Below are 25547 nucleotides of genomic sequence, written 5' to 3'. Positions count from 1 at the left end.
TGGATTAAAAGCTTATATTATATTATGTATGGAACTCATTAAAATGGAATGTCCTAATTGTGGGGCGGTTATACATGTGAATAAAGAAGGGCAGACCAAATGCAGTCATTGCGGGGCAAGCTTTTATGCAGAGAAAAGTGGAGAGAATATAATTGTAAATACTACAATTAATAATTACAATTCACCATCCGCATATGATTACGGGCATGGTTATAATAATAACAACAACACTAAAAAGCCCTCACCTGTAAAAAGGATGCTTGTACTGATTATTGTGTTAATTACAATACCTGCAGTATTATTTAGAATAGGTGCAATAAAAAAGGAAAATATGAAAAAAGGCGTACAGGGTACGCATGGTACACGTGGTACAAATACCGGATATAGAAAAACTGTAAGCTCCAAGGTTATGGCAGCTTTTTGCATGCTTCTTTTTAACAAGCCTCTTGATAAGCTGACAAATGAAGATTATGGAAAACTGAAATCATTTGCAATACTGGATAATGATGAAGATACATTTTCATCAAGTATTAAAAGCATAGCTTATGAGCTTACAGACAACACAACCGGAATTATTGATTTAAGCAGTGAAGACCTTAAAGATGCCGGCATTGATATCTATGATATGCAGTGCTTTCCTAATCTTGAAAGCATAGACTTTAATAATACCACTTTTCTTAAAAGAGATTTTGGAAGCAGTGCTGACGAAGGCGGACTTGAAAACCTTACAAAGCTTACAAGTTTTAAGGCTGATGCTTATATGAGCCTAGGGCAGCTTATTAATTTATTTGGAAGCTCTGATACAATCAAAACCCTGAGGATTAATAATACATTAATCAGGAATAATTATAATTATTCCGATCTGGTTTCTGCATTTCCGAATCTTGAAGAGCTGTCTTTGTCTCCAACAAATGAAATAGCGGACTTAGGTGCCCTTACTTCATTTAAAAAGCTTAAAAGACTTGAAACATATATGACTGCGGATAATTCATATCTATCAGCGATTCCTTCACTTGAAGAACTTAGAATTGCAGGCAGTGATGTATATACGGATTATTCAGTGGTTTATGGACTTACAGAATTAAAAAGTCTTGAACTGGTGAAAGCCAAAGGACTTAAAAGTATTGATTTTATAAGGAATATGAAAAATCTTGAAAGATTTTCAATTGAAGATTCTGATATTATTGATATAAATATATTATCAGAGATGACAGGACTTAAAGACCTTAAACTGGTTGGAAATAAAAAGGTTGATAATTATGCTGTGATTTCATCATTAAGAAGTCTTGAAAGTCTGAATCTTAAAACAGGCAATATAGAGGACAGTGAGAAACCGGATTTTTCTGCGCTTAAAAATTTACATAATGTAGAAATTAATGCCAACTTGCTTGCTGCAGTCAGTGCTTCTCAGACGATAGATACTTTACATATAAATGATTTTAATGGAGTATATGAAATTGATCTGGCACTTTTAGGAACGATGAAAAACCTTAAGTATTTTAAAATAACAGGAGAATCTACTAGTGGAGAATTAAAAAATACTCCTGCACTGTCAGCTTGTCAAAATCTTGAGACGATTGAATTATATGATATTGACTGCTATACATCTGATTCTGAACAAACAGACCTTTCAGATTTAATTAACTTACAGTCTATTAAAAAGCTTGTATTAAAAAATATTGAGATATATTGTAATCCTGATGACCTTGTACAAAATAATCATCTTGAGTATCTGTACATAAGCCCGGCAAATAAGATAGATACAAAAGAAGAGAGGAATGTAGGATTGGGGATTATGGCAGATTCTCTTAAGAAGCTGAGTGCTTTAAAAAGCCTTACAGTAAAGAACGGAGATTTAAAAAATATAGATTTTGTTTCGGGAATGCCTGAACTTGAATATTTAAATATCACCGGAGGATATGTAAGTGATGTATCTTTGCTAACAGAAAATAAAAAACTCAAGGTGTTTGTTTGTATTGACAATCCGGTGGTAAATACAGATTTACTGGATAATGTAACCGTTATAAACTGATAAAGCGGATTATATGATATATTGCAGGTATTAAAAGAAGGGAAGTAGAATAGTGAGTAAAAAACCCAAAAAAACTGGTATTGAGGAAATAACAGATGATAATATTAAGGAATCATATCAGTTTAATGATACAAAACATGATTTTACAGTAGACTTTGACGAAAGTAGAAGTTATTTTACAGCGGAAGAATTTATGCAGAAGATAGAAGGTCTTCTGGAAAAAGCGTTTACAAATGATATGAAACTTGATTTTGGAGAAATTAATGATTTTTTTGAAGGACATGAACTTACAACTGAAATGATAGAACAGATTTATGCATATCTGGATGCAAAGGGGGTTGAAGTCATGGAAAATCTCCCGGAGCCTGAGGAGGCACCTTCAGATTTAAGTAAGATAGATACTATAACCGATGAGGATGGTCTTATACTTGATGATGAAATGGATGATTTTGAAAAGGATATAGATGAGGAAGATATAGATTTAAGTGCAATAGAGATACTGGAAGGTGTAGGAACCGAAGATCCTGTAAGAATGTACCTTAAAGAGATAGGTACAGTGTCGCTTTTATCGACTGATGAGGAGATAGAGCTTGCAAAAAGGAAACAGGCAGGAGATGAATATGCCAAACAAAAGCTTATAGAAGCCAATTTAAGACTTGTAGTAAGTATAGCAAAAAGATATACAGGCAGAGGTATGAGTTTTCTTGATCTTGTACAGGAGGGAAATCTGGGCCTTATAAAGGGTGTTGAAAAATTTGATTATACAAAGGGATTTAAACTCAGCACTTATGCAACATGGTGGATACGCCAGTCGGTTACGAGAGCACTTGCCGATCAGGCAAGGACAATAAGAGTGCCTGTACATATGGTTGAAACCATAAATAAGATGAGCAAGATGCAAAGAAAGCTTACATTACAGTTGGGCTACGAGCCAAGTGTATCAGAGCTTGCAAAGGCACTTGATATGACAGATGAAAAGGTTATGGAAATAATGCAGATAGCCAGAGAACCGGCTTCACTTGAAACACCGATAGGAGAAGAGGATGACTCAAATCTCGGTGATTTTGTTGCAGATTCAAATGTTGTTTCACCTGAAGGAAATGTTGAATCGGTTATGTTAAGAGAACATATAGAAACTCTGCTGGCAGACCTTAAGGAGAGGGAACGTCAGGTAATAGTGCTTAGATTCGGTCTTGAGGACGGGCATCCGAGGACGCTTGAAGAAGTAGGCAGGGAATTTAAGGTTACAAGAGAGCGTATAAGGCAGATAGAGGCAAAAGCACTTAGAAAATTGAGAAATCCTATACGTTCCAAAAAGATAAGAGATTTCTTATAAAAATTTTATGTTATGAATAAAAGAAATTTACAAAAAGAACTTGAGAAAATTATAGAAAAGTCGGCAGCTGCGGGGGTTACTCCAAAGCTGCTCCTTCATGCATGCTGTGCACCGTGTTCTTCCTACTGCATGGAATATTTAAGTGAATATTTTTTAATAACTATTTATTTTTACAATCCCAACATAGATAATAGACAGGAATATATGAAAAGAGTTGAGGAAGAGAAAAGACTTATATCTGAGATGAATTTTAAAAATCAGGTGAGTTTTATTGAAGGTGAATATGAGCCTGAAAATTTCCACAGGCTTGTAAGAGGACATGAAAAAGATGCAGAGGGAAAGCAGCGCTGTTTTATGTGCTATGAGATGAGACTGAATAAATGTGCACTGGCAGCAAAGGAAGGGGGCTTTGACTATTTTGCCACTACACTTACAATAAGTCCTGTAAAAGATGCGGCAAAGCTTTGTGAGATAGGCGAGGCGGTAGGAGAAAGAGTAGGCATATCATATCTGCCGTCCGACTTTAAAAAGAAAAACGGATACAAACGTTCAGTTGAACTTTCACAGAAATACGGTCTTTACAGGCAGGATTACTGCGGTTGTTCATTTTCAAAAAGAAAAACCGAAACATCTATTTAATATATACAAGACATTTACAAAAGCATTTTTTGCCGTGTTTAGAGTAAATTTATAGTTAAAAATAAAGAAAAGAAAGAAAAAACATACTCTGTTATACTGATTGATTTGGTATTATAGAGATTGATTTAGCATATAAAAATAAATTGACTGTAATATTAAATTAATCTATAATGATAACTGCCGGAGGTTAATGTAGACAGTTGTTTATGACGATATAATTAATTTAAAGCCGGTTAGTTATGTTTTTTAGTATTTAAATTCTAATTTTAATTTCAGGAGGGCTATTTTTATGTTAAGTGAAAAGCTTACAATTACAAATCCGTCAGGGTTGCATTTAAGACCTGCAGGTGTGCTGTCTCAGACAGCCATGAAGTTTAAATGTGATATTACTATTGAATTTGAGGGTAAAAAAGTGGTTGCAAAAAGTGTGCTGAATGTAATGAGTGCAGGTATTAAAACGGGCAGCGAAATAACCCTTATCTGTAACGGTGAAGATGAAGCTCAAGCCATGAAAGCTGTCTCTGATGCCATTAAGTCAGGATTGGGAGAAAATTAGATAAAATTACAGTTTGTCTGAGGATGAGATAATGTCTTGTCCTCAGCTTAATTTATAGAGAAAAGTTTATTTTTAAAATGTATAGTTTAAAAAGATAAGTATCATCCGGAAAGAGATATAATTAATATATGGATTTAAGCAGGACACGGCTGCTTTTAGGCAGTGAAAATATTGAAAAATTAAAAGCTGCAAGAGTTGCGGTATTTGGTATAGGAGGAGTAGGAGGCTATGTAGCCGAAGCACTTGCAAGGAGTGCAGTAGGCTCCATTGATATAATCGATAATGATATAATAAGTGCAAGTAATATAAACAGACAGATTATAGCACTGCATTCAACTATAGGCAGATATAAAACTGAGGTGATGAAAGAGAGGATAAAGGATATAAATCCTGAATGTCATGTAGTTGAACACAGGTGCTTTTTTCTTCCTGAAAATCAAGACGGTTTCAATTTTAAAGATTATAATTATGTAGTCGATGCAGTTGATACTGTAGCTGCCAAAATAGCTATTGTACTTGCTGCCGATAGGGCAGGTGTACCTGTCATAAGCAGTATGGGAACGGGCAATAAATTTGATCCTTTGAGGTTTAAAACAGCAGATATATATGAAACTTCGGTATGTCCTCTGGCAAGAGTTATGAGGCGTGAGCTTAAAAAAAGAGGGATTAAAAAGCTTAAAACTGTATTTTCAGATGAACAGCCTAAAGAATATTATTATGTATCTTGTAATGAGGAAGTATCAGACATAAGCTCAAAAAGAAGTATACCGGGCTCATTGGCATATGTACCGCCTGTGGCAGGACTTATAATAGCTTCTGTCGTAATTTCTGAGCTTATAAAATTATAAATATCTGGAGGAAAGTATTTTATGAAATTTTCAAATCGAATTACTGCCACTAAGGCTTCACCAATAAGGAGGCTTATGCCCTTTGCCATTAAGGCGTTAAATGAAGGGAAAAAAATATACCCGCTTAATATAGGACAGCCGGATATTAAAACTCCGCCGTCTTTTTTTAAAGTGTTTGAGGATTTTGATAAGGAAATTTTGGCTTATGATCAGTCTCAGGGAAACCCTGATTTAATAAATGCTATCTGCAATTATTATAAAAATTATAATATGGATTTTGAACCTGATGAGATTCTAATTACAAATGGTGGAAGTGAAGCGATTTTATTTACAATTATTGCAGTCTGTGATGCAGGGGATACAATAATTGCTCCCGAGCCTTTTTATGCAAATTACAACGGATTTGCTTCGGCAGTTGATGTAAGTATAGAAGGAGTTGAAACAAAAGCAGAAGAAGGATTTCATCTTCCGCCTAAAAGTGAATTGGTAAAAAAAATAAAATCAAATACAAAGGCTCTGATAATATCAAACCCGTCAAACCCGACAGGAGTTGTATATACTCCCGGAGAGCTTAAAATGTTGGTTGAAATCTGTACTGAGCATGATTTATTTATAATTTCGGACGAGGTATACCGGGAATTTGTCTACGACGGACTTGAATTTAAATCTATGGGAAGTTTTAAAGAGGCACAGCAGAGAGTAGTAATAATTGATAGTATATCAAAAAGATATAGTGCATGTGGTGCCCGTATAGGTTCAATAGCTTCAAAAAATAAAGAACTGATAAATGAAATTATGAAACTGTGTCAAGGCAGATTATGCGTTCCTACTATTGAACAGCTTGGTGCGGTAGAGCTTTATAAAACTTCGGATTCTTATTTTAGAGAGGTTAATGCTGAATATCAGAAAAGAAGGGATATAGTATATAATGCTTTGCAAAAAATGGATGGAGTGATATGCAGAGAACCCAAGGGAGCATTTTATGTATCTGCTAAACTTCCTGTTGATGATGCCGAAAAATTTATAATCTGGTGTCTTGAAAAATTTGAGTATAATAATGAAACTATTATGATGGCACCGCTTGAAGGATTCTATTCAACTGAGGGTATGGGTATTAACGGAGTACGCATTGCCTATATTCTAAATACTGACGAACTTACAAAGGCGATGTCGGTACTTAAAAAAGCATTGGAGTTGTATCCGGGAAGAAAATGATATAATTAAAATCGCCATTGTAAATATTTAAATGGCGATTTTTTATTATACTTAATAACGATTTTTTATAGCTTGTTTTTTAATATTGTATTGCGGAAAATAAAACAATTGACACGGCATTTAACTTGAAGTATACTAGACCGGTCAAGGCATTTAGATATCACCGATATCAATGTATGCAGAAATGGCGGAATTGGCAGACGCGCACGGTTCAGGTCCGTGTGGTAGCAATACCGTGAGGGTTCAAGTCCCTCTTTCTGCACTTATAACAGTTTTTCTGCATTTATATTTATAGACTGTGCAGAGTTGTTATGTATTTTATTTATAATACGATAAAACTTTGAAGAGGAAAGTAATTCAGCAAGATAATCCAGAGAAGAGCCGTGTGCTGGGAAGGTTCTGTATCAAACTGTATGAAGACCGCCTCCGAGTGGCTCTAATAAAGCACGTTGACTGCGTTATAGTCTTAGTAAGTGGTAAAACAAGACAGCAGGTAGGTCCTGTGCTGAGTGTTGTCTTACAAACAGGGTGGAACCGCGGTGATATATCGTCCCTGAACAGACAGGTTTTTTGTCTGTTCAGGGCTTTTTTTATATAAAATAATTTAAAAGGAGGAAAGTATGATAATTAATTTCCTGAAATTATCATACAAAAAACAATATGAAAATTACATTAAAAGACAAAAGTATAAAAGAATACGACAAATCACTTAGTATAATTGATATAGCCTATGATATAAGTGAAGGGCTTGGAAGAGTATGCTGCGGAGGGATTGTAGACGGAAAAATGTGCGATCTCAGGACAATTATAGATAAGGACTGTACACTTGAGATAGTTACACCGAATGATCCGGAAGGACTTTCAACTATAAGACATACATGTTCACATGTGCTTGCTGAAGCCGTAAAAAGGGTATTTCCCGACGCAAAGCTTGCGATAGGTCCGAGTATTGAAAATGGATTTTATTATGACATAGATCATGCACCTTTTTCAAGAGAGGATCTTGACAGGCTTGAAGCTGAGATGAAGAAAATTATAAAAGAGGGTGCAAAGCTTGAAAAATTTATACTTCCAAGACAGGAAGCTATAGAATTTGTGAAAAAAATGGAAGAACCTTACAAGGTTGAGCTTATAGAGGATCTTCCTCAGGATTCAGAGATTTCATTTTATAGAATGGGAGATTTTGTAGATCTGTGTGCGGGTCCACATATTGTAAGTACAAAATCAATTAAGGCATTTAAACTGATCTCATCATCTATGGCATATTGGAGAGGGGATTCAAATAAGGCACAGCTTCAAAGAATATATGGAACCGCCTTTAATAAAAAAGAAGAACTTGATGCCTATCTTGCACATCTTGAAGATATAAAAAAGAGGGATCATAATAAACTTGGCAGGGAAATGGAATTATTTACAACAGTAGATGTTATAGGTCAGGGTCTGCCTATAATACTTCCTAAGGGTACCAAGATATTAAACAGACTTCAAAGATGGATAGAGGATGTCGAAGATAATGAGCTGGGTTATGTAAGAACTAAAACTCCACTGCTTGCAAAGTCAGACCTTTACAAAATATCAGGGCATTGGGATCATTATAAGGACGGCATGTTTATACTTGGAGATGAAGAAAATGACAAGGAAGTGTTTGCACTGCGTCCTATGACATGTCCATTTCAGTATTATGCATATAAAAATTCTCAAAAATCCTATAGAGATCTTCCGTATAGAATGGCTGAAACCTCAACGCTGTTTAGAAAAGAAGATTCAGGTGAGATGCATGGACTTACAAGAGTTCGCCAGTTTACAATAACAGAGGCACATCTTGTAATAAGCCCTGATCAGGCACAAAAGGAGCTCCAGGGCTGTTTAAACCTTGTTATATATGTACTTGATACACTTGGACTGCATGAAGATGTAAGCTATCGCCTTTCAAAATGGGATCCCGCAAATAAGGAAAAGTATTTAGGTGATGAGGAGTATTGGGAAAGTACACAGGATGCGTTGAGACAGATACTTATTGATAAAGAACTTCCGTTTGAAGAGGCTGACGGTGAAGCTGCATTTTATGGTCCGAAGATAGACATACAGGCTAAAAATATCTATGGCAAGGAAGATACTATGATGACTATACAGCTTGATTGTGCTATAGCTGAAAAATTTGATTTATATTATATAGACAGGGATGGAAACAAAGCCCGTCCGTACATAATACATAGAACATCACTTGGATGCTATGAAAGAACACTGGCATGGCTTATAGAAAAATATGCAGGTAAATTTCCGACATGGCTTTGCCCTGAGCAGGTCAGAGTTCTTCCTATATCGGAGAAATTTAATGATTATGCGGACAAGGTTAAAAAAGAGCTCAGAAAAAACGGTATAGATGCGGAACTTGACCTTCGTTCACAGAAGATAGGATTTAAGATAAGGGAGGCAAGACTTGACAGAATTCCTTATATGCTTGTAGTAGGTGAAAAAGAAGAAGCTGACTCAACGGTATCAGTAAGAAGCCGCTTTGAAGGTGATGAAGGAGTAAAACCTTTAACTGAGTTTATAGAGCAGATTTCAAAAGAAATAAGAACTAAGGAAATAAGAAAAGAAAATATAAAAGAAGATGTAAATTAATATATCTGCAATAAAAGTTCAGAATACTGTATTTTTTAATTTTTATTTAATCAAAAAAACGGTATTCTGAACTTTACTAATTTATAAGGGATATATTATAATAGGGTTGGAAGTATGTTAAAGGAGGTGTTAAAGCAGTGGAACTTAATATAAGGCAGAGAACGGAATTAATTGAAAAGGAAACATTTTCAAAATATGCCTCATTGAGCATGAATTCAAAAGGCAGAGACAGATATGAAGATGAATGCAGTATAAGGACGGTATATCAGAGAGATAGAGACAGGATAATACATAGTAAGGCATTTAGGCGGCTTGTACATAAAACACAGGTGTTTCTTGCCCCTGAAGGAGATCATTACAGGACAAGACTTACACATACACTTGAGGTATCACAGATAGCAAGAACCATATCAAAGGCATTAAGGCTGAATGAGGATTTGACTGAGGCGATAGCATTAGGACATGACCTTGGACATACACCGTTTGGGCATGCGGGTGAGGCGGTGCTTGATGAGATGTGTTGTGAAGGCTTTAAACATAATGTACAAAGTGTAAGGGTTGTTGAATTTATTGAAAATTCCGGCAGGGGACTTAATCTTACAAAAGAGGTTAGAGACGGTATTTTAAATCATGGCACATCTTCAAATCCTTCTACTCTGGAAGGGCATGTTGTAAGGCTTGCGGATAAGATAGCTTATATAAATCATGATATTGATGATAGCATAAGAGCGAAGATATTTACCGAAGACTCAATACCGGCTGTATATACGGATATACTTGGACATTCGGTACGCAGCCGGCTTGATACTCTTGTACATGACGTTATAAAAAACAGTTTTGATACTGACAGGATAAGCATGTCTGGGGCTATACTGAACGCTATGATGGGGCTTCGTTCATGGATGTTTAAAAATGTATATACCAATGAAGTTGCAAAATCTGAAGAAGTTAAAGCAAAGCATATGGTAAGAGAACTTTACAGATATTATATGAATAATATTGATGCGCTTCCGGCTGAATACCGGAATTTTATATACGGGTTTAAACAGTCTAAGGAAAGGACAGTATGTGATTATATAGCAGGAATGAGTGATAGGTATTCAATAGAAAAATTTAAGTCAATATTTGTACCGAAATCATGGAAAATCTAAGGAACCGATGCTTTAATATCGTTTCATTAGACGGCTGTGCATGAATAAAGCTGAAAACTTATATAAATACTGCAAAGTGCCGGGATTTTTACATGGTTATATAATGCAACTGATAAGAGTTTTTAAAAACACCTAAGGGTAAAAACTTATTATACTTAAATTAAGGATATAATAATTTATGAAAGGAGACATGGTTTTATATTGAAGTATTCACAGGATATTGTTGAAGAAGTTCTTGCAAGAACTGATATAGTGGATGTCATATCCTCATATATAAAGATACAAAAACGTGGTGCCGACTATAAGGGCTTGTGTCCTTTTCATACTGAAAAAACACCGTCTTTTTCAGTATCGCCTTCAAAACAGATATTTCACTGTTTTGGCTGCGGTAAAGGCGGAAATGCGATATCATTTGTAATGCAATATGAAAATTATACATTTACGGAGGCATTTACACTGCTTGCACAGAGGGCAGGTATATCACCGGATAATGGTTTTATAGAGGATGAATATAGAAGAAAAAGAGATTATAAAAATCTGCTGTTAAATATAAACCGTGAGGCGGCACTGTTTTTTTATAATAATTTAAAATCACAAAAAGGTATAAATGCTCTTAATTACCTAAAAAACAGAGGTCTGACGATTTCTGATATAACTAAATTCGGACTGGGATTTGCGGACAGCTCAGGCAGTTCACTTTATAGCCACCTGAAAGAAAAGGGCTATGATGATACACAGCTTAAAGACAGCGGGCTTGTAAATTTTAATGATAAAGGAATCAGGGATAGGTTCTGGAACCGTATAATATTTCCTATTATGGCGGCAAACAGAGGAGTTATAGGCTTTGGTGGAAGGGTAATGGGTGAAGGGCTTCCCAAATATATAAATTCACCTGAAACCGGAATATTTGATAAAAGCAGAAATCTGTACGGATTAAATTTTGCGAAGAATACAAAACAGACTTTTATGCTTGTTTGTGAAGGCTATATGGATTTAATAGCACTTCAGCAGGCAGGCTTTATAAATTCAGTTGCAACACTTGGAACTGCATTAACGCAGGGGCATGCATTGCTGCTTAAAAGATATGTTAAGAAAGTGGTGCTTACTTATGATTCAGATGAAGCCGGTATAAAGGCTGCACTTAGGGCGGGTTCTGTGCTTAGAAATGAAGGTTTTATGGTAAATATACTGGATATGAAACCATATAAAGACCCTGACGAGTTTATAAAAGGGCTGGGTGCGCAGGAGTTTGCAAATAGGATTAAAGAGGCGAAAAATTCCTTTCTTTGGGAGATAAATCTTTTAAAAAATGATTTTGATATGAGCGATCCGCAGATGCAGACTGAATTTTATAAAAGTATCGCATCAAAGCTGTGTGATTTTGAAGAGGGTCTTGAGAGAGATAATTATATAAAGGCGATATGTCGGGAACATGTTATACTTTATGATGAAATGAAAAAACTTGTGCTTGAGATTGATGCTAGAAGAAAGATGGGACTTGAACGAATGCCTGTTAAAAAGTCTGATAGTTCGTCAAATAATAATTCAAAAACAGGGTTTTTAATAAATGGAAGCAAGGAAGCAAAAAATGATTTAATGAGGGGAGCTTTTAATAATAAACTGTATGAGATATCACGAAGAAGCGGTACCGATGCTGAGAAAAATGCTGATAATGTTGTGCAGAGCAGAATGCTTAAAAAAAGGGCTGCCGACAGAGAGTTTTCTCTTTTAAGCAATCAAAAACTTCTTCTTTCATGTATGGTAAACAATACATTTGATATGTTTGAAAAAATATTAAAACATATAACTCCTTCAGATTTTACAAATGATTTTTATAGAGAACTCGCAGAGGATATAGTACGGATGCGTACTGATGACGATGTAAGTGCCGCACTTATAGTAAACAGGTATGCACAAGATGAGGAAAAACAAAAAGAGGCTTCTGAGATTTTAATCAATAATTTTAATGAAGATACAAAAGAGGAGGAACTTAAAAAGGCAGTAAGTGAAAGCATATTAAAACTTAAGCTTTATAGCCTTGAAAATGACTGTAAAAACACCACTGATATAAATAAACTCCAAGATATGATGATTGAACAAAACAGCCTTAGAACAAGGGGGATAAGCTTGTGAATGATAAAAATAAGTTGGGCGGACAGGAAAATATTCTAAAAAATAAAATAACGGAATCCGAGACTAAAAATGACAGTAGTAAAAACCTGAGATTTAACACAAAGATTTATAATGATGAAGATGTTAATGAAGATGATTCTGCATTTAAAGACGAAGACCCGGAGAATGAAGATGATTTGCAGGAATTATATACTGATGATTTTTCAGATTTAAAAGATGAACCTGTGAAGGCTTATCTTCTTGAAATAGGAAAGGTAGAGCTTCTTACAGCAGAAGAGGAAGTAATGCTTGCAAAAATGGTTCAAAACGGAAGTGTATCCGAGAAGTATAGTGCAAGAAAAAAGCTTGTTGAGGCAAATTTAAGACTTGTTGTAAGCATTGCTAGAAAATATACAAACAGAGGGCTGCATCTGCTTGATCTTATACAGGAGGGAAATTTAGGTTTGATGCGTGCGGTTGATAAATTTGATGTATCAAAGGGATTCAGATTTTCTACATATGCAACATGGTGGATAAGACAGGCTATAAGCCGTGCTATTTCAGAACAGTCGAGAACTATAAGGATTCCGGTTCATATGGTTGAAGTTATGAATAAACTGGTTAATGAAAAGAAAAGATTTTTAATTCAACACAATAGAGAACCTTTAGCTGAGGAGCTGGCTGAGATTATGGGGATATCAATTGAAAAGGTTAATGAGGTTATAAAATTAACACAGGATACAATATCAATAGAAACTCCTATAAATGGCGATGAAGATTCGTATCTAAGAGATTTTATAAGTGATGAACGTGCAAGTACTCCTTATGAAAAAACTCAGGAAAATATATTGAAAGAAAAGGTGGAGGAAGCACTTTCAGACCTGACACTTCGTGAGAGAGAGGTGATAAAATTAAGATTTGGAATCCCGGATGGAAAGACACATACTCTTGAAGAAGTAGGGAAATATTTCGGTATAACACGTGAGAGGATAAGGCAGATAGAGGTAAAAGCCCTTAGAAAACTTAGACATATAGGAGTAATAAAAAAACTTAATGATTTTTTATAGCACATAAATTTTACGAAAGGAATTTTTAAAATTAATTGCAGTTTTCATATTCTAAGAGACTAAATTTTATAGCTGATTTTATCAGCCCGTGTACGACACTGGCTGATATAGGCACTGATCATGCATATGTACCTATAAGACTTATAAAAACGGGCAAAATAAAATATGCCATAGCCTGTGATATTAATAAAGGTCCTCTTAACAGATCAATGGAAAATATAAGCCGGTATAATCTTGGCAGTTATATACAAACAAGATTATCAGACGGTATGTCAAAATTAAAATATGGTGAAGCGGATACCATACTGATTGCAGGTATGGGTGCTCAGCTTATGATGCGAATTCTTGACGGAGGTGAAGAAATAAGAGATTCAATAAATGAATATGTGCTTTCACCTCAGTCTGAATGGAGGGAGTTCAGGATATATCTTGATAAAAAGGGGTATTCTATAAAAGATGAAGGCATGGTATATGACCATGGCAAGTATTATTTAGTTATAAAAGCCTCAGCAGTATCTGTAAAACAGAGTAAAATGCATGAAACATGCAAGTCGAATGTAAACTTGTGTACATATCAAAAAAACTTATGCAGTGAATATAATATTACTGATATATCTCTTTTTGGAGAAGCTTCAGATATAGATGAGGCATATAGACATTTTGGCTATTATTTAATTAAAAAAAATAATGCAGTATTAAAAGAATATTTAAAAAAAGAATATAATACATATATTGCTTTATTTAATAAACTAAGTGCTAAAATGAATAATACATATTCTTTAGATATATATAAAGATGATAATTTATATAATAGGGATATAAAAGCTGATAATATTGATTTTAAAATTAATAAAATTAAAAAATATATTAATTTAATAAAGACTACCGAAAGGATTATGAGGTGATTTTATGAGTTTGATAACCGTAGGAGATATTTTTGAAAAATTAAATGAGGAAATGCCGGTTGAATTAGCACTGGATTGGGATAATGTAGGGCTTCTTGCAGGAAGGCATAAAAAAGAAGTTAAAAAGGTTATGACAGTACTTGATCTTACAACTGAGCTTCTTGATGAGGCGGTAAAAAATAAAGTTGATCTTATAGTAAGCCACCACCCTATGGTTCTTTCCGCCTTAAACAGAGTTAATGACGGTGATTTTATAGGAAGGCGGCTCGTTAAACTGCTTAATAATGATATTTCATATATAGCTATGCATACAAACTATGATATTGCATCAGGCTGTATGGGCGATATTGCAGCGGGGCTTGTAGGTATAGAAGGTGGACCGCTTCAGATTACTCAAAGATTAAATGCAGGAAATGCTGAGGTTTGCCTGGGTATAGGCAGGGTAGGGGCTCTTGATCATGAATATACTCTTGATGAATTTATTGAAAAATTAAAAACGGTTTTTGACTTAAAGACTGTTGGAGTTTACGGCAGAGAGCTTCTTAAAGACGGTATAAGAACCGCTGCCATATCTCCGGGGTCGGGCAGAGGTATGTACAAACTTGCAAAGGCGGCAGGAGTACAGCTTTTAATAACAGGTGATGTAGGGCATCATGAAGGTGTGGATGCCAATGAGTCGGGAATTGCCATAATTGATGCCGGACATTACGGTGTTGAACATATCTTTATAAATGATATGAAGAAAAGACTATTAAATATAGATGAAAATCTTGAGGTTATAGCTGAAAAAATAAAACTGCCTGAAAGTTTTTATTAATATAGCATAAAAACAAAAAATAAAAAATATAAATTAGTGAGCTGACAATATGGATAACAATAATTATATAGATATTACCATTGAAGGGGAAAGGTATAAATATAAAAAAGGGATTAAATTTAAAGAAATAGCAGAGGATTTTCAAGACAGATATAAAGACAGAATTTTACTTGTAAAACTCGATTTCAGATTATATGAACTGAATAACAGTGCGGAACATGATACTGAACTTGAGTTTATAACTGCAAATACAAAGCCGGGACAACAAACCTATGAAAGATCTGCCGTGCTGCTTGTTATGTCTGCATTTCATGATATAGCTGAAAAAGAGGGTAAATTCAATCCGGATGTAAGTGTAAATGTTGAATTTTCAACAGGTAATGCTTTATTTTTGAACAGTAAAAATCCTTTAGACCGGAAAACTTTAGAACTTCTTAAAGCTAAAATGCATGAAATGGTTAATGCAAAAATTCCTATAACAAAGAGGGCTGTAAGTAAGGATGAAGCGGTAAGGTTATTTCATGAAAAAGGAATGTACGATAAGGAAAAGCTGTTTTACTATCGTACAAGTTCAAGAGTAAATATATATTCACTTAACGGATTTGAAGATTATTATTATGGTTATATGGTACCTGATACTTCGTATATAAAGTATTTTGACCTTGAATTGTATGAACATGGTTTTGTGCTTATATTACCTGAAAAGGAAGATACAAACAAGGTTCCAGGTTTTATTCCTGCACCTAAAGTATTCAGACAGATGAGAGACTCATGTTATGCACATGAGAAGCTTGGGCTTTCAAATGTTGGGGGACTTAATACTGAGATAGCAGGAGGCAATATAAGCCAGATGATTTTAATATCCGAGGCGGCTATGGAGAAGAAAATAGGTGATATAGCAGCTGAGATAGCCGGACGTGAGGGTATTAAATTAATTATGACGGCAGGACCGTCTTCATCGGGGAAAACCACATTTTCACACAGGCTTGCGATACAGCTTAGGGCATTAGGGTTAAAGCCGTATCCTATAGAAGTAGATGATTATTTTGTAGATAGGGATATGACTCCTAAAGATAAGGATGGAAATTATAATTTTGAAGCACTTGAGGCGATAGATATAGAGCAGTTTAATGATGATATGGAAAATCTGCTTAAAGGCAGAAGGGTTCAGCTTCCAAGTTTTAACTTTAAAACAGGAAGACGTGAATATAAGGGTAATTGCCTTCAGATAGGCAGTGGTGATATACTTATACTTGAGGGTATACACTGTTTAAATGACAGACTTTCATACAAACTTCCTATGGATGCCAAATATAAAATATATATTTCAGCACTCACACCTTTAAATATTGATGAACATAACAGGGTTCCTACTACTGATGCAAGGCTTATAAGGCGTATGGTGCGTGATGCCATGGTAAGAGGTACTTCTGCACAGAATACTATAAAGATGTGGGAGTCCGTAAGGCGTGGGGAACATGAAAATATATTTCCTTACCAGGACAGTGCCGATATTGTGTTTAATTCAGCACTTGTTTATGAACTTGCAGTTCTTAAACAGTATGCACAGCCTTTGCTATTCGGTATAGACAGACACAGTAATGAATATATTGAAGCAAAAAGACTGCTTAAATTTCTTGATTATTTTATAGGCATACCCTCTGAAATGGTGCCGGTAAATTCTATTATAAGAGAATTTATAGGAGGGAGCTGCTTTAAAAATAAAATATATTAACTATAATTTTTAGAAAGGATAAAAATCAACTATGAATGATAATGTAAAAGAGTATGTCGTACAGAAAGTAAAAGAGATGATAGATGCGCCTTCATGCAGCACAGAGGCAAAGACTGCCGGAAATAATTGGATTAATTCTCTTGGTACGGAAAATGAAGCACAGGAAACAAAAAAACTTATTAAAGAGCTTGAACAGGACATTATGCCTATTGACATGCTTATTGATTTTACAGCTTCCGATGCAGGCGTTAAGCTTTTCGGAAAAGAAATGGCAGAAAATATAAATCAACATGCTAAAGAAATTAAAAATGGAGGAGCCATTTATTGTGATTGTCCGGCTTGTGCCGCTGCGGCAGCTGTTTTAGAGAAAAAAGATGAGTTAATTAAAGTGTAAATAAAGTTATATATAAAAGTATCAGGTTTTATCTATGATTTTATCTAAAAATCATAGATGCTTTTTGACTATTTTTTCAAAAGTCTTTAAATTCCGGCAATGCCTTTAATTACAGGCATTACCGGAATTTTATGTATAGAGAGATATTCACTTGTTTTTTAAATATACTTAAATTTTTATCCACTTTTCCCCTTTTTTCCTAGCTGTTTTTATGAAAGACTTGAAATCAAGCAGGTCTGTAGGAAGTTTGTTAAAAACAGCTTGAATTATTGAATGAAAAATGCTATTATTTACTGCATAAGGCATTTAGAACAAATATTTAATTTAGACATTCAGTCAAGTATAATGATAAAGTTTAATATCTATTAGAGTCAGTATTTATCACTAAAACCGGGTAACTATTTAATAGTTAGGGTGTGTTTACAAATTGTTTTTTGCGGCTATTTGTGCTGGTCAAAGCATAAGGTGATGTTTAAAATCTACCTTGTTGCCGTTTAAAAAATAATTTTTAGATACATCCTGTTTTATATGTATAGCGGTTTAAGTTTAAGCCGGGCTTTATACTTCTATACAGATATTCTCTACATGGATATCATATCGTGCGACATTGGATGGTATTAAAATAAAAACTGCAGCCTGTTTTTATACAAGTTTTTGTTTAATAAACGGTTAGGGAACAAGTATTCATAATGCCGATTTATTTATAGTAATTAAGTGAAAAAATACCAATAATTACATAATTTTAAAATAATAGCATAATTTATGAATATAAAGTTTTATATAGCAGGTGCAAAGGGAATTTAAATTTAATAAGCATAATAATCGGCTTTACAATGCTTATAAACTTAAAATGAATGGAGGAAAAATGGAAGGATAATATGGTGTATTTACAAATGAAAAAGTAATTGTATTTCAGTCAACGAAAAAATTGAATATTTTCAATTAAAACTAATTATGTCAGCTAAAAATTAACTGACAATACTAACTAATCAATTTAAATGGTATTACAGGAGGTACTTTAGTGAAAAAAATGACAAGCAAAAAGTTTTTATTTTTGTTTGCTGTTTTGGCAGCAGGCTTTTCAGTTTCACATGCTTTTACTGCAAAGGCTGCTTCAAGCGATATTACAAAAGGAAAATGGGAGCTTAAGGACGGAGAGTGGAAATTTTATGATGAGGGGCATAATTTAAAAACCGGTTGGATAAATACCGCATCAGGCTGGTATTACCTTGACCCGTCAAATGGCAATATGCTTACAAAATGGCAGAAGATAAATGGTATTTATTACTATTTTGATATGCCTCAGGAGGGAACTGCAGGCAGGATGCATACCTCATGGTATGAAGCTCCTGACGGTAAATGGTATTTTTTCGATAATGTAGATTCGGATGCCTCACAGGGAAGCATGCTTATCGGATGGCAGTGGGTGGACGGATATTGCTATTATTTTGAAACCAAGCCCGGAAAAGATTATGGAAGCATGTATGCCGACAAAACCACTCCTGATGGATTTAAGACAAATTCTGAAGGTCGTTGGGTAGATGATGAGGGAAAGGTTCAGTATGTACAGGGAAAGGGATTTTCCACCCAAAAAACTGCTGACAACAAGGGAAAAACAAATACTTCTATAACACGTTCAGGCGGCTCAGGCGGCGGTTCAGGTTCGAGAGGCGGCTCAGGCGGTTCGGGAGGCGGCGGACGTAATCCTAAACCGTCAGAGCCGAATAAACCGGAGGATCCGCAAAAACCATCGGAGCCGAATAATCCGAATAATCCGCAAAAGCCTTCGGAGCCGAATAAGCCGGATAATCCGCAAAAACCATCAGAGCCGAATAAGCCGGATAATCCACAAAAACCGTCAGAGCCGAAAAAACCTGACGAACCGAAAAAACCTGAGGTTGAGAAACAACTTGCAGACGGTACATGGTACGGAACTGCTACATGGAGCAGGTATATTATACAGGATGCCCCGAATATCGTAAAAGTTGTTATAAAGGACGGAAAGATAGAAAATGCTGTGTCCGAAAGATATACTGACGATAAGGAGCCTAAACACTTTATGCAATGCAGGGACAAATTGCTTGAAAAGCTTAAAGGCTCAGACTCTACCGTAGATATTTTAAAGCAGATTGAAGCAAGAAAAGGCTTTTACGATTCAATATCAGGTGCTACTGAAACGGTAAAAGGGCATATAAGTGCAGTCGACAATGCACTTAAAAGATCAAATAAATTTGCAACGGATAAAAAAGAGCAGAATATAGACTATATGGAATTTGTTACAAAACCTGATGCCGTTGCAAAGGGGGATACTCTTGATCTTACAAAGTCCGTGCTTAAACTGCATTTAAAGAACGGGGAAATCAAAGAAGTCGGATTTAATGATTTTGAAAAATATGATATAAAGACCGAACCTCAAAACGGAACACCTCTGTCAAAGACGGATAAAAAACTTAAGGTTCGCTTTATAAATGAAGCTTCAGTTATAGATATTCCGGTTGAAATAGTATTAAATCAGAAAATTCTTACAAAGAAATATCCTACACATATAATTGTAAATTACGAAAACGGAAGCGATTACAAAATTGATCTTGATAAAAATGAATGGCGCTATAAGATAGAGGCTAAAGGAAATATCAAGGGAATGTCAATTTATGACAATGACAAAAAGCTTACCGACGGTGCGTATGACAGCCATACCGGACGCTGGAATTTCAGTCTTAAAGATGTGCCGCATGACGGGTTTGACATCTGGGGATTTAATGACTATGCGGTAGTGATTGATACAAAAAATGATAATTCAGGTATAGCTTCATTTAAGCTTCTTACCGAAAACGTAAAGCAATCATACTATATAGGTGATAATCTTAATATAGACAATCTTATAATAGATGCCGTTACTAAAAACGGAAATAAACTTCATCTTAACGGTTGGGAAGAATGTAAAAAGGCAGGATTTACTTCAACTCCTGAAAATAACTATAAACTTACAGAATCCGATAAGGGTGATAAGATTATAAAGATAAGTTATAATAAGGATAATGCAAATCTTGAAAAAACCTTCAGTGTTAAAGTGGAGGATTCGGAAGTAAAGGCACCGGCTAAGATAGAACTTTATGACAAAAATACAAAAATTAAAGAGCTAGACATTGATGCAGAAAAGCTTAAACAAGGTCAGGGCAAGCTTATATTAAGAGATGTTGAAATTTCTGAAAAATATAAGAATTGGAATAAAGATACATTTACCATAAAGGCATTTAATAAAGCGGGCAACCCTATAAAAGCGAATGTTAACAAGGGTGGAATAATACTGAAAATAGAGTTCCCGGATTATGTAAATGAATACGGTACAAGCTATGTGTGGATTACATTCAAGTTTATAAAAGATGCACCGACACCGCCCGAGCAATCAAAGCTTGCAGACGGTACATGGTACGGAACCGGAACATGGAGCAGGTATTATAAGAGCAAAGGACCTGACATAGTAAAGGTAGTTGTAGAAAACGGCAAGATCAAGGATTCGGAATCAGTTGTATATACTGATGACCCCGAAAATGAATTCCAAAGGGGAAAGGATATACTTAAATTTGTTAAAGGTCTTGACAGTACTGAGAGTATATCAAAACAGCTTACAGAAAAAAAAGGTGATGCATATGATGCTGTAAGTAAAGCCACTGAAACTGCAAAAGGACATTTAAGTGCGGTTGACAATGCTCTTGAAAGATCAAAAAAATATAAGTCTGACAATAAAGAGCAAAAAATAGATTATATTGAATTTGAGACAAGACCGAATCCGCAGGCAACAGGCAGTACGCTTGATCTTTCAATGACAGTTCTTAAGCTTCATCTTAAGAATGAAGGTGAAAAAAAGATAGGCTATGATAAATTTGGAGAGTACGGTATAACTACGGATCCTGCACATGGAAGCAAGCTTCCGCCTGTGGGCAGTGATGTACTGGTGCACTTTAAAAATGCAGATTCACTTATAGACATGCCGAGCAATGTACAGGCTCAGAAGAAAAATATATACAGATACCCTACCAAGATCATAGTACGCTTGGAAGACGGAACCGAAAAAAGTATAGAAGTTAATAAAAATGATTTCCGCTATAAATTTTCAAATCCGAATTCGGCAAAAATAAAGGGTATGGATATATATGACAAGGATGAGAAGCTTAAGGAAGCACAGTATATTGAATTTACAAAGGAATGGGAATTTAACCTTAAGGATGTAAATGTAGGTGCCGGATATACCTCATGGAGATATGAGACTTATCTGGTGTCTGTGGAAACGCCGCAGGAAAATTCACCTATAACCGGATTTACATTAGATGACAACAAGGTTAAGAGAAGCTATAAAGTCGGTGAATCTCTTGACATAAGTGAGCTTCTAATAAAGGCTGAAACTCAGGACGGAAAAGGTAAAAATTTCCATCTGTGGAGCGATGCACAAAAGGCAGGGTTTAAATCAAACCCCGAGAACGGATATAAGTTTACTTCAAAGGATTCAGGTAAAAAGAATATAGATATAAGCCTTGAAATTAATGGCAAAACCGTTACAAAGAGCTTTGAGGTCGAGGTGGGTTCCGCAAATCCGAAGGCTGTAAGAAGAATTGAAATCTATACAAAGTTATATAAGCTTATTAAAAAGATAGAAATTGAAGAAGGAGCTTTTGAAGCAAATGACGGGAAACTTACATTTTACAATGTAGAAATTCCGGAAGAGTATAAAAATTGGGATGAATCAACTTTTAATATATGGGCATATGCCGATAATAATGCACATCTTAAAGTTGAAGTTGATAAACGTTCAAATACAATATGCAGGATAAAATTTCCTGAATATAAGTCATCTGACGGCAGTGATGGCTATGTAATGCTCGGATTTAAATTTGTAAAATCCGGTGAAAGCATTTCACAGGTTCCTGCAAAGGTTGAACTTTTTGATAAAGGAACAAAGCTTGCGGATATAAACATCTCAAAAACAGATTTTGAAAATTCAAAGGCACACCTTATTGTAAATGATGTTGTAATACCTGAGACATATAAGGGTAATTGGAATAAGGATACATTTACGGTTAAGGTATATAATGAAAAGAATGAAAGCCTTAATGCAACATTAGTAAAGAGTGATGATATACTTGGAATAAATCTTCCCGATTATAACAGCCCACAATTTGGAAAGGGCTATATAGGGCTTAAATTTAAATATGAAGAAAAAGGCAATGAAGAGTATAAAGTAGGAGTTGGTGAGGCTGAGGTAAAAAGATTTAGATATAAGGCAAAGGTCAAAGTAAAATACAATGCCTCAACAGGTGAAATAATAAGTGTTGAGGATAATGCGACAGTTCCCGGTACAGGTAATAAACGCTTTTGGAATAAGGCAGTTGCCATGTTTGCAAAAATGCCGGGAAAAACAATTGATACTGTTGATACGGTTGACGTTATAAGCGGTGCTACACTTTCATCAAATGCTATAAAGGAAGCCGTGAAGCTTGCACTTCCGAAGCCGCAGAAGCCTGATGAAACCAATATGGATGTGCTTGATTTATTAGTTGACGGAAAAACATATACTTACTATTACAAAAAATATAATCCTCTTGAACCTAATGAGAAGCTTATTGTAAAAGGTAAAGATGTAACAGAACAGTCAAAAATGATAAAACAGCCTTCATATTCACAGGTACGTTATTATGTCGAAGATGATCAGAAGCTTAGCGGAAATCTTTACGGTATTGCTGATTTGCCATATGCATATTTCTATCATGCGGAACTTGCAAGTAACAATGGTCCCGGCTCAAGTGAAGGTGATCCTAATATAGAAATCGAACACGGTATTATAGGAAGCTATAAGCAATGGGCAGGATACGATGTAGTAAGTTCAGCTACATCTGCAAACTATGGAAAACTTGGAGCGGCAAGCTATTCTGAACAATCAAACGGAGGATATAAGATTAATGGTGTTAAAACTCCTGTCCAGATTGATGCACAGCTTTATGTAAAAGTAAAAATTTTAGCTGCTGTGAATGCAAAATACGGAAATCAGTTTATACCAATGGTTACAAGTATGACAGGTATCGACAATGCAACGGGTGAAAAGAGAACAGTTACTTCGACCGAGCCTGCCGTATATAAGAAATTTTATTATGACGGAACTCTGTCGGCTCTTGAATATAGTGATAATGCATCGGAGCTTCATGTAGATGCTTCAGCTCTTGATATTTCAGTAACAGATCAGAGTTCTTATGGAGATTACCAGATAAATATCAAGAATCTCCCGTCTGAAATTGATGCCACCAGGAATGTTCTTGGAGTAATATTCTGTACAGATTATCAAGATTATCCTGCAAAAAGATATGGATTATCACATCTTGACAATATATGGACAGATGCTGGGCAGTTGGCATTTTCAGTTTCTCAAAAGAATTACGGCAGCGAAAATGCACACAGGCGTTTTGCGACTCTTGCAGGACATAGAATTACAAAACTCACCTATCTCTTAAGTGATAATAAAAAGGTCGTTATAGAGAATATAAATCTTTATTTAGGAAGGAGACTTTCTTCAGGACAGGAAGCAAAGATTGTTAAACAGACAGGATTTGAAGACGGAAAAGGAGCGGAAGTAACATTTGACCTCAGTAATCTGCCTTACAGAGGCTATGAAGTTAAATCATTAAAATTTGGTATCGGTGAAGAAGCAAGAGAACTTGTAAAAGATACCGATTATACATTTGATTCTGATTCATATAAGCTCTCAATAATGGCTACTGCTTCAACCGGTGAAGGAAAGTATACTGTTATATTCGGTGATACTTCAAAAAAAGATGCTTATGTTTCATCAGCTTGCGAGTTTGAGCTTAAAAAAGGTGAGGGACCGACTCCTGAACCTGAGACCAAGACTCTATCAGGCGAGGCGGATGTGGAAGGATATAATTATACTGCAAAGGTTAATGTAACTTATAATACCAAAACAGGTGAGATAGTAAGTGTTGAAGATGACGGAACCGAAGCCACGGGTATGAATTATACATTCTGGACGGATGCTCTAAAAATGCTGCCTAAATTTACAGGAAAGAAAAAAGCTGATTTGGATGGTTTAAAAGCCGATACAATAAGCGGTGCTACAATTTCATCAAAAGCTATAATTGAAGCCGTTAAAAATGCGTTATCAAGAAGCAAGATAAAAGCAATCGATGCTTCCGATATAAATTTGGAGTATGAAGATACGGATGCACAGTTAAATACTGAAGCCAAGGCTATATTGCCGACACATGTTGTAGCGGTCTATGCGGACGGCAATACCGAAAAGATAGAGCTTGAGGAAACAAACGGTGTTTACAGTGTAAAAATCGGAGAAAATGTGATAGATATGGCATTGTACTCAGGTGATGAGAAACTTGCCGACGGTATTTACAGCGTTGATAAAGAGGCATGGGAATTTAATGTAAATGCAGGAGGATTATTCCCAACTGCCGGAAATATTATAATAGAAGTAAATATCGATAAATCAAAGCAGCCTAAAAAGTCGGAGAATAAAAACGATTCTGATAAAGCGGAAAATACCGCAGATGAAAGAGGAACCGGTAAAGCAGCTGAAAATAGTGTGCCTGTGCAGACAGACTCTGAAGATAAAGTGATACAGGAAAAAGACACTAAAAATAATACGGTTGTAAAAAATATATTAAATCCCGACACTGAAAATAAAGGGGTTAATTCAGAAAGCGGTTTACAATCTGAGGATAAAAAAGTCAATACTGATGACGGTTCAAAATCGGATTCGGAAATAGGTTCTGAAAAGAAAACACAGACTGTTGACGAAGTAAAAGAATTGGAATCCGCTAAAGAGTAAATATTTAAGTTGCAATATAAGCCGTAGGATATTAAAAGATAGAATATCAAAGCTGTATAGCTGAGATATCGGGCTTTAAAAACATATAGGGAAACTCTTTTTCCTTATGTATGTAAACAAAAACAAGTAAATTGTAAAAACACTACAGAGCTGCTATGATAACGGTCTTTGTAGTGTTTTACATTTTAATTTGTATATTTATATCGGTAAGTAACTTTTTAATAATTTAATTTAAAGAGATATTGATCGTATAATATCCAGGTTCAGTA

15 protein-coding genes, 1 tRNA gene and 1 other annotated feature are annotated in these 25547 nt (G+C 35.2%); all 16 genes read left to right on the top strand.

Annotated elements, in window-relative coordinates:
• Positions 1 to 76: 76 nt before the first annotated feature.
• The 16 genes from HMPREF9333_RS09695 to HMPREF9333_RS12345 all read left to right on the top strand — a co-directional run bounded on the left by HMPREF9333_RS09695 (position 77) and on the right by HMPREF9333_RS12345 (position 25278).
• Positions 77 to 2032: a leucine-rich repeat domain-containing protein gene (locus HMPREF9333_RS09695; protein ID WP_040882817.1), complete on the top strand. Its 1956-nt coding sequence runs from the start codon at positions 77 to 79 to the stop codon at positions 2030 to 2032.
• Between the two features lie 193 nt (positions 2033 to 2225).
• Positions 2226 to 3368 (top strand): RNA polymerase sigma factor RpoD, encoded by a 1143-nt coding sequence (rpoD, locus tag HMPREF9333_RS09690; protein ID WP_040882852.1) that lies wholly within the window; start codon positions 2226 to 2228, stop codon positions 3366 to 3368.
• Positions 3369 to 3380: 12 nt separating this feature from the next.
• Positions 3381 to 4007, top strand: a complete 627-nt coding sequence (locus HMPREF9333_RS09685) for an epoxyqueuosine reductase QueH (protein ID WP_005541677.1) — start codon at positions 3381 to 3383, stop codon at positions 4005 to 4007.
• A gap of 289 nt (positions 4008 to 4296) precedes the next feature.
• On the top strand, positions 4297 to 4563 hold the full coding sequence (locus HMPREF9333_RS09680) for an HPr family phosphocarrier protein (protein WP_005541676.1): 267 nt from the start codon (positions 4297 to 4299) through the stop codon (positions 4561 to 4563).
• A 128-nt stretch (positions 4564 to 4691) separates the two neighbouring features.
• The gene (locus HMPREF9333_RS09675) at positions 4692 to 5411 is read left to right on the top strand and encodes a tRNA threonylcarbamoyladenosine dehydratase (protein WP_005541675.1); all 720 of its coding nucleotides are present in this window, start codon (positions 4692 to 4694) and stop codon (positions 5409 to 5411) included.
• A gap of 21 nt (positions 5412 to 5432) precedes the next feature.
• The gene (locus tag HMPREF9333_RS09670; protein ID WP_005541674.1) at positions 5433 to 6626 is read left to right on the top strand and encodes a pyridoxal phosphate-dependent aminotransferase; all 1194 of its coding nucleotides are present in this window, start codon (positions 5433 to 5435) and stop codon (positions 6624 to 6626) included.
• 178 nt (positions 6627 to 6804) lie between these two features.
• Positions 6805 to 6888, top strand: a tRNA-Leu gene (locus tag HMPREF9333_RS09665).
• A gap of 69 nt (positions 6889 to 6957) precedes the next feature.
• Positions 6958 to 7184: a binding site (T-box leader), on the top strand.
• Between the two features lie 102 nt (positions 7185 to 7286).
• Positions 7287 to 9251 carry a threonine--tRNA ligase gene (gene thrS / locus HMPREF9333_RS09660; protein WP_005541673.1) on the top strand — a complete coding sequence of 655 codons (1965 nt, stop codon included), beginning with the start codon at positions 7287 to 7289 and terminating at the stop codon, positions 9249 to 9251.
• A 137-nt stretch (positions 9252 to 9388) separates the two neighbouring features.
• Positions 9389 to 10402: a deoxyguanosinetriphosphate triphosphohydrolase gene (locus HMPREF9333_RS09655; RefSeq protein ID WP_005541672.1), complete on the top strand. Its 1014-nt coding sequence runs from the start codon at positions 9389 to 9391 to the stop codon at positions 10400 to 10402.
• A 201-nt stretch (positions 10403 to 10603) separates the two neighbouring features.
• Entirely contained in the window at positions 10604 to 12535 is a 1932-nt protein-coding gene (dnaG, locus tag HMPREF9333_RS09650) for a DNA primase (protein ID WP_040882815.1), read from the top strand.
• Positions 12532 to 13581 (top strand): sigma-70 family RNA polymerase sigma factor, encoded by a 1050-nt coding sequence (locus HMPREF9333_RS09645; RefSeq protein ID WP_005541670.1) that lies wholly within the window; start codon positions 12532 to 12534, stop codon positions 13579 to 13581. The genes dnaG and HMPREF9333_RS09645 overlap by 4 nt, the downstream gene beginning before the upstream one ends.
• Before the next feature lie 35 nt (positions 13582 to 13616).
• Positions 13617 to 14486: a class I SAM-dependent methyltransferase gene (locus HMPREF9333_RS09640; protein ID WP_005541669.1), complete on the top strand. Its 870-nt coding sequence runs from the start codon at positions 13617 to 13619 to the stop codon at positions 14484 to 14486.
• Between the two features lie 4 nt (positions 14487 to 14490).
• Positions 14491 to 15303 carry a Nif3-like dinuclear metal center hexameric protein gene (locus tag HMPREF9333_RS09635; RefSeq protein WP_005541668.1) on the top strand — a complete coding sequence of 271 codons (813 nt, stop codon included), beginning with the start codon at positions 14491 to 14493 and terminating at the stop codon, positions 15301 to 15303.
• Positions 15304 to 15352: 49 nt separating this feature from the next.
• Positions 15353 to 17038 (top strand): nucleoside kinase, encoded by a 1686-nt coding sequence (locus HMPREF9333_RS09630; protein WP_005541666.1) that lies wholly within the window; start codon positions 15353 to 15355, stop codon positions 17036 to 17038.
• 31 nt (positions 17039 to 17069) lie between these two features.
• On the top strand, positions 17070 to 17432 hold the full coding sequence (locus HMPREF9333_RS09625; protein ID WP_005541664.1) for a hypothetical protein: 363 nt from the start codon (positions 17070 to 17072) through the stop codon (positions 17430 to 17432).
• A 1030-nt stretch (positions 17433 to 18462) separates the two neighbouring features.
• Positions 18463 to 25278 carry an FMN-binding protein gene (locus HMPREF9333_RS12345; RefSeq protein WP_242822335.1) on the top strand — a complete coding sequence of 2272 codons (6816 nt, stop codon included), beginning with the start codon at positions 18463 to 18465 and terminating at the stop codon, positions 25276 to 25278.
• Positions 25279 to 25547: the final 269 nt, after the last annotated feature.

Origin of the sequence: Johnsonella ignava ATCC 51276 (genome assembly GCF_000235445.1) — a bacterium.
Taxonomy (GTDB): Bacteria; Bacillota; Clostridia; order Lachnospirales; family Lachnospiraceae; genus Johnsonella; species Johnsonella ignava.
Note: the sequence above shows the minus strand (reverse complement) of the source record. Positions and strands in the feature narration are given on the sequence as shown.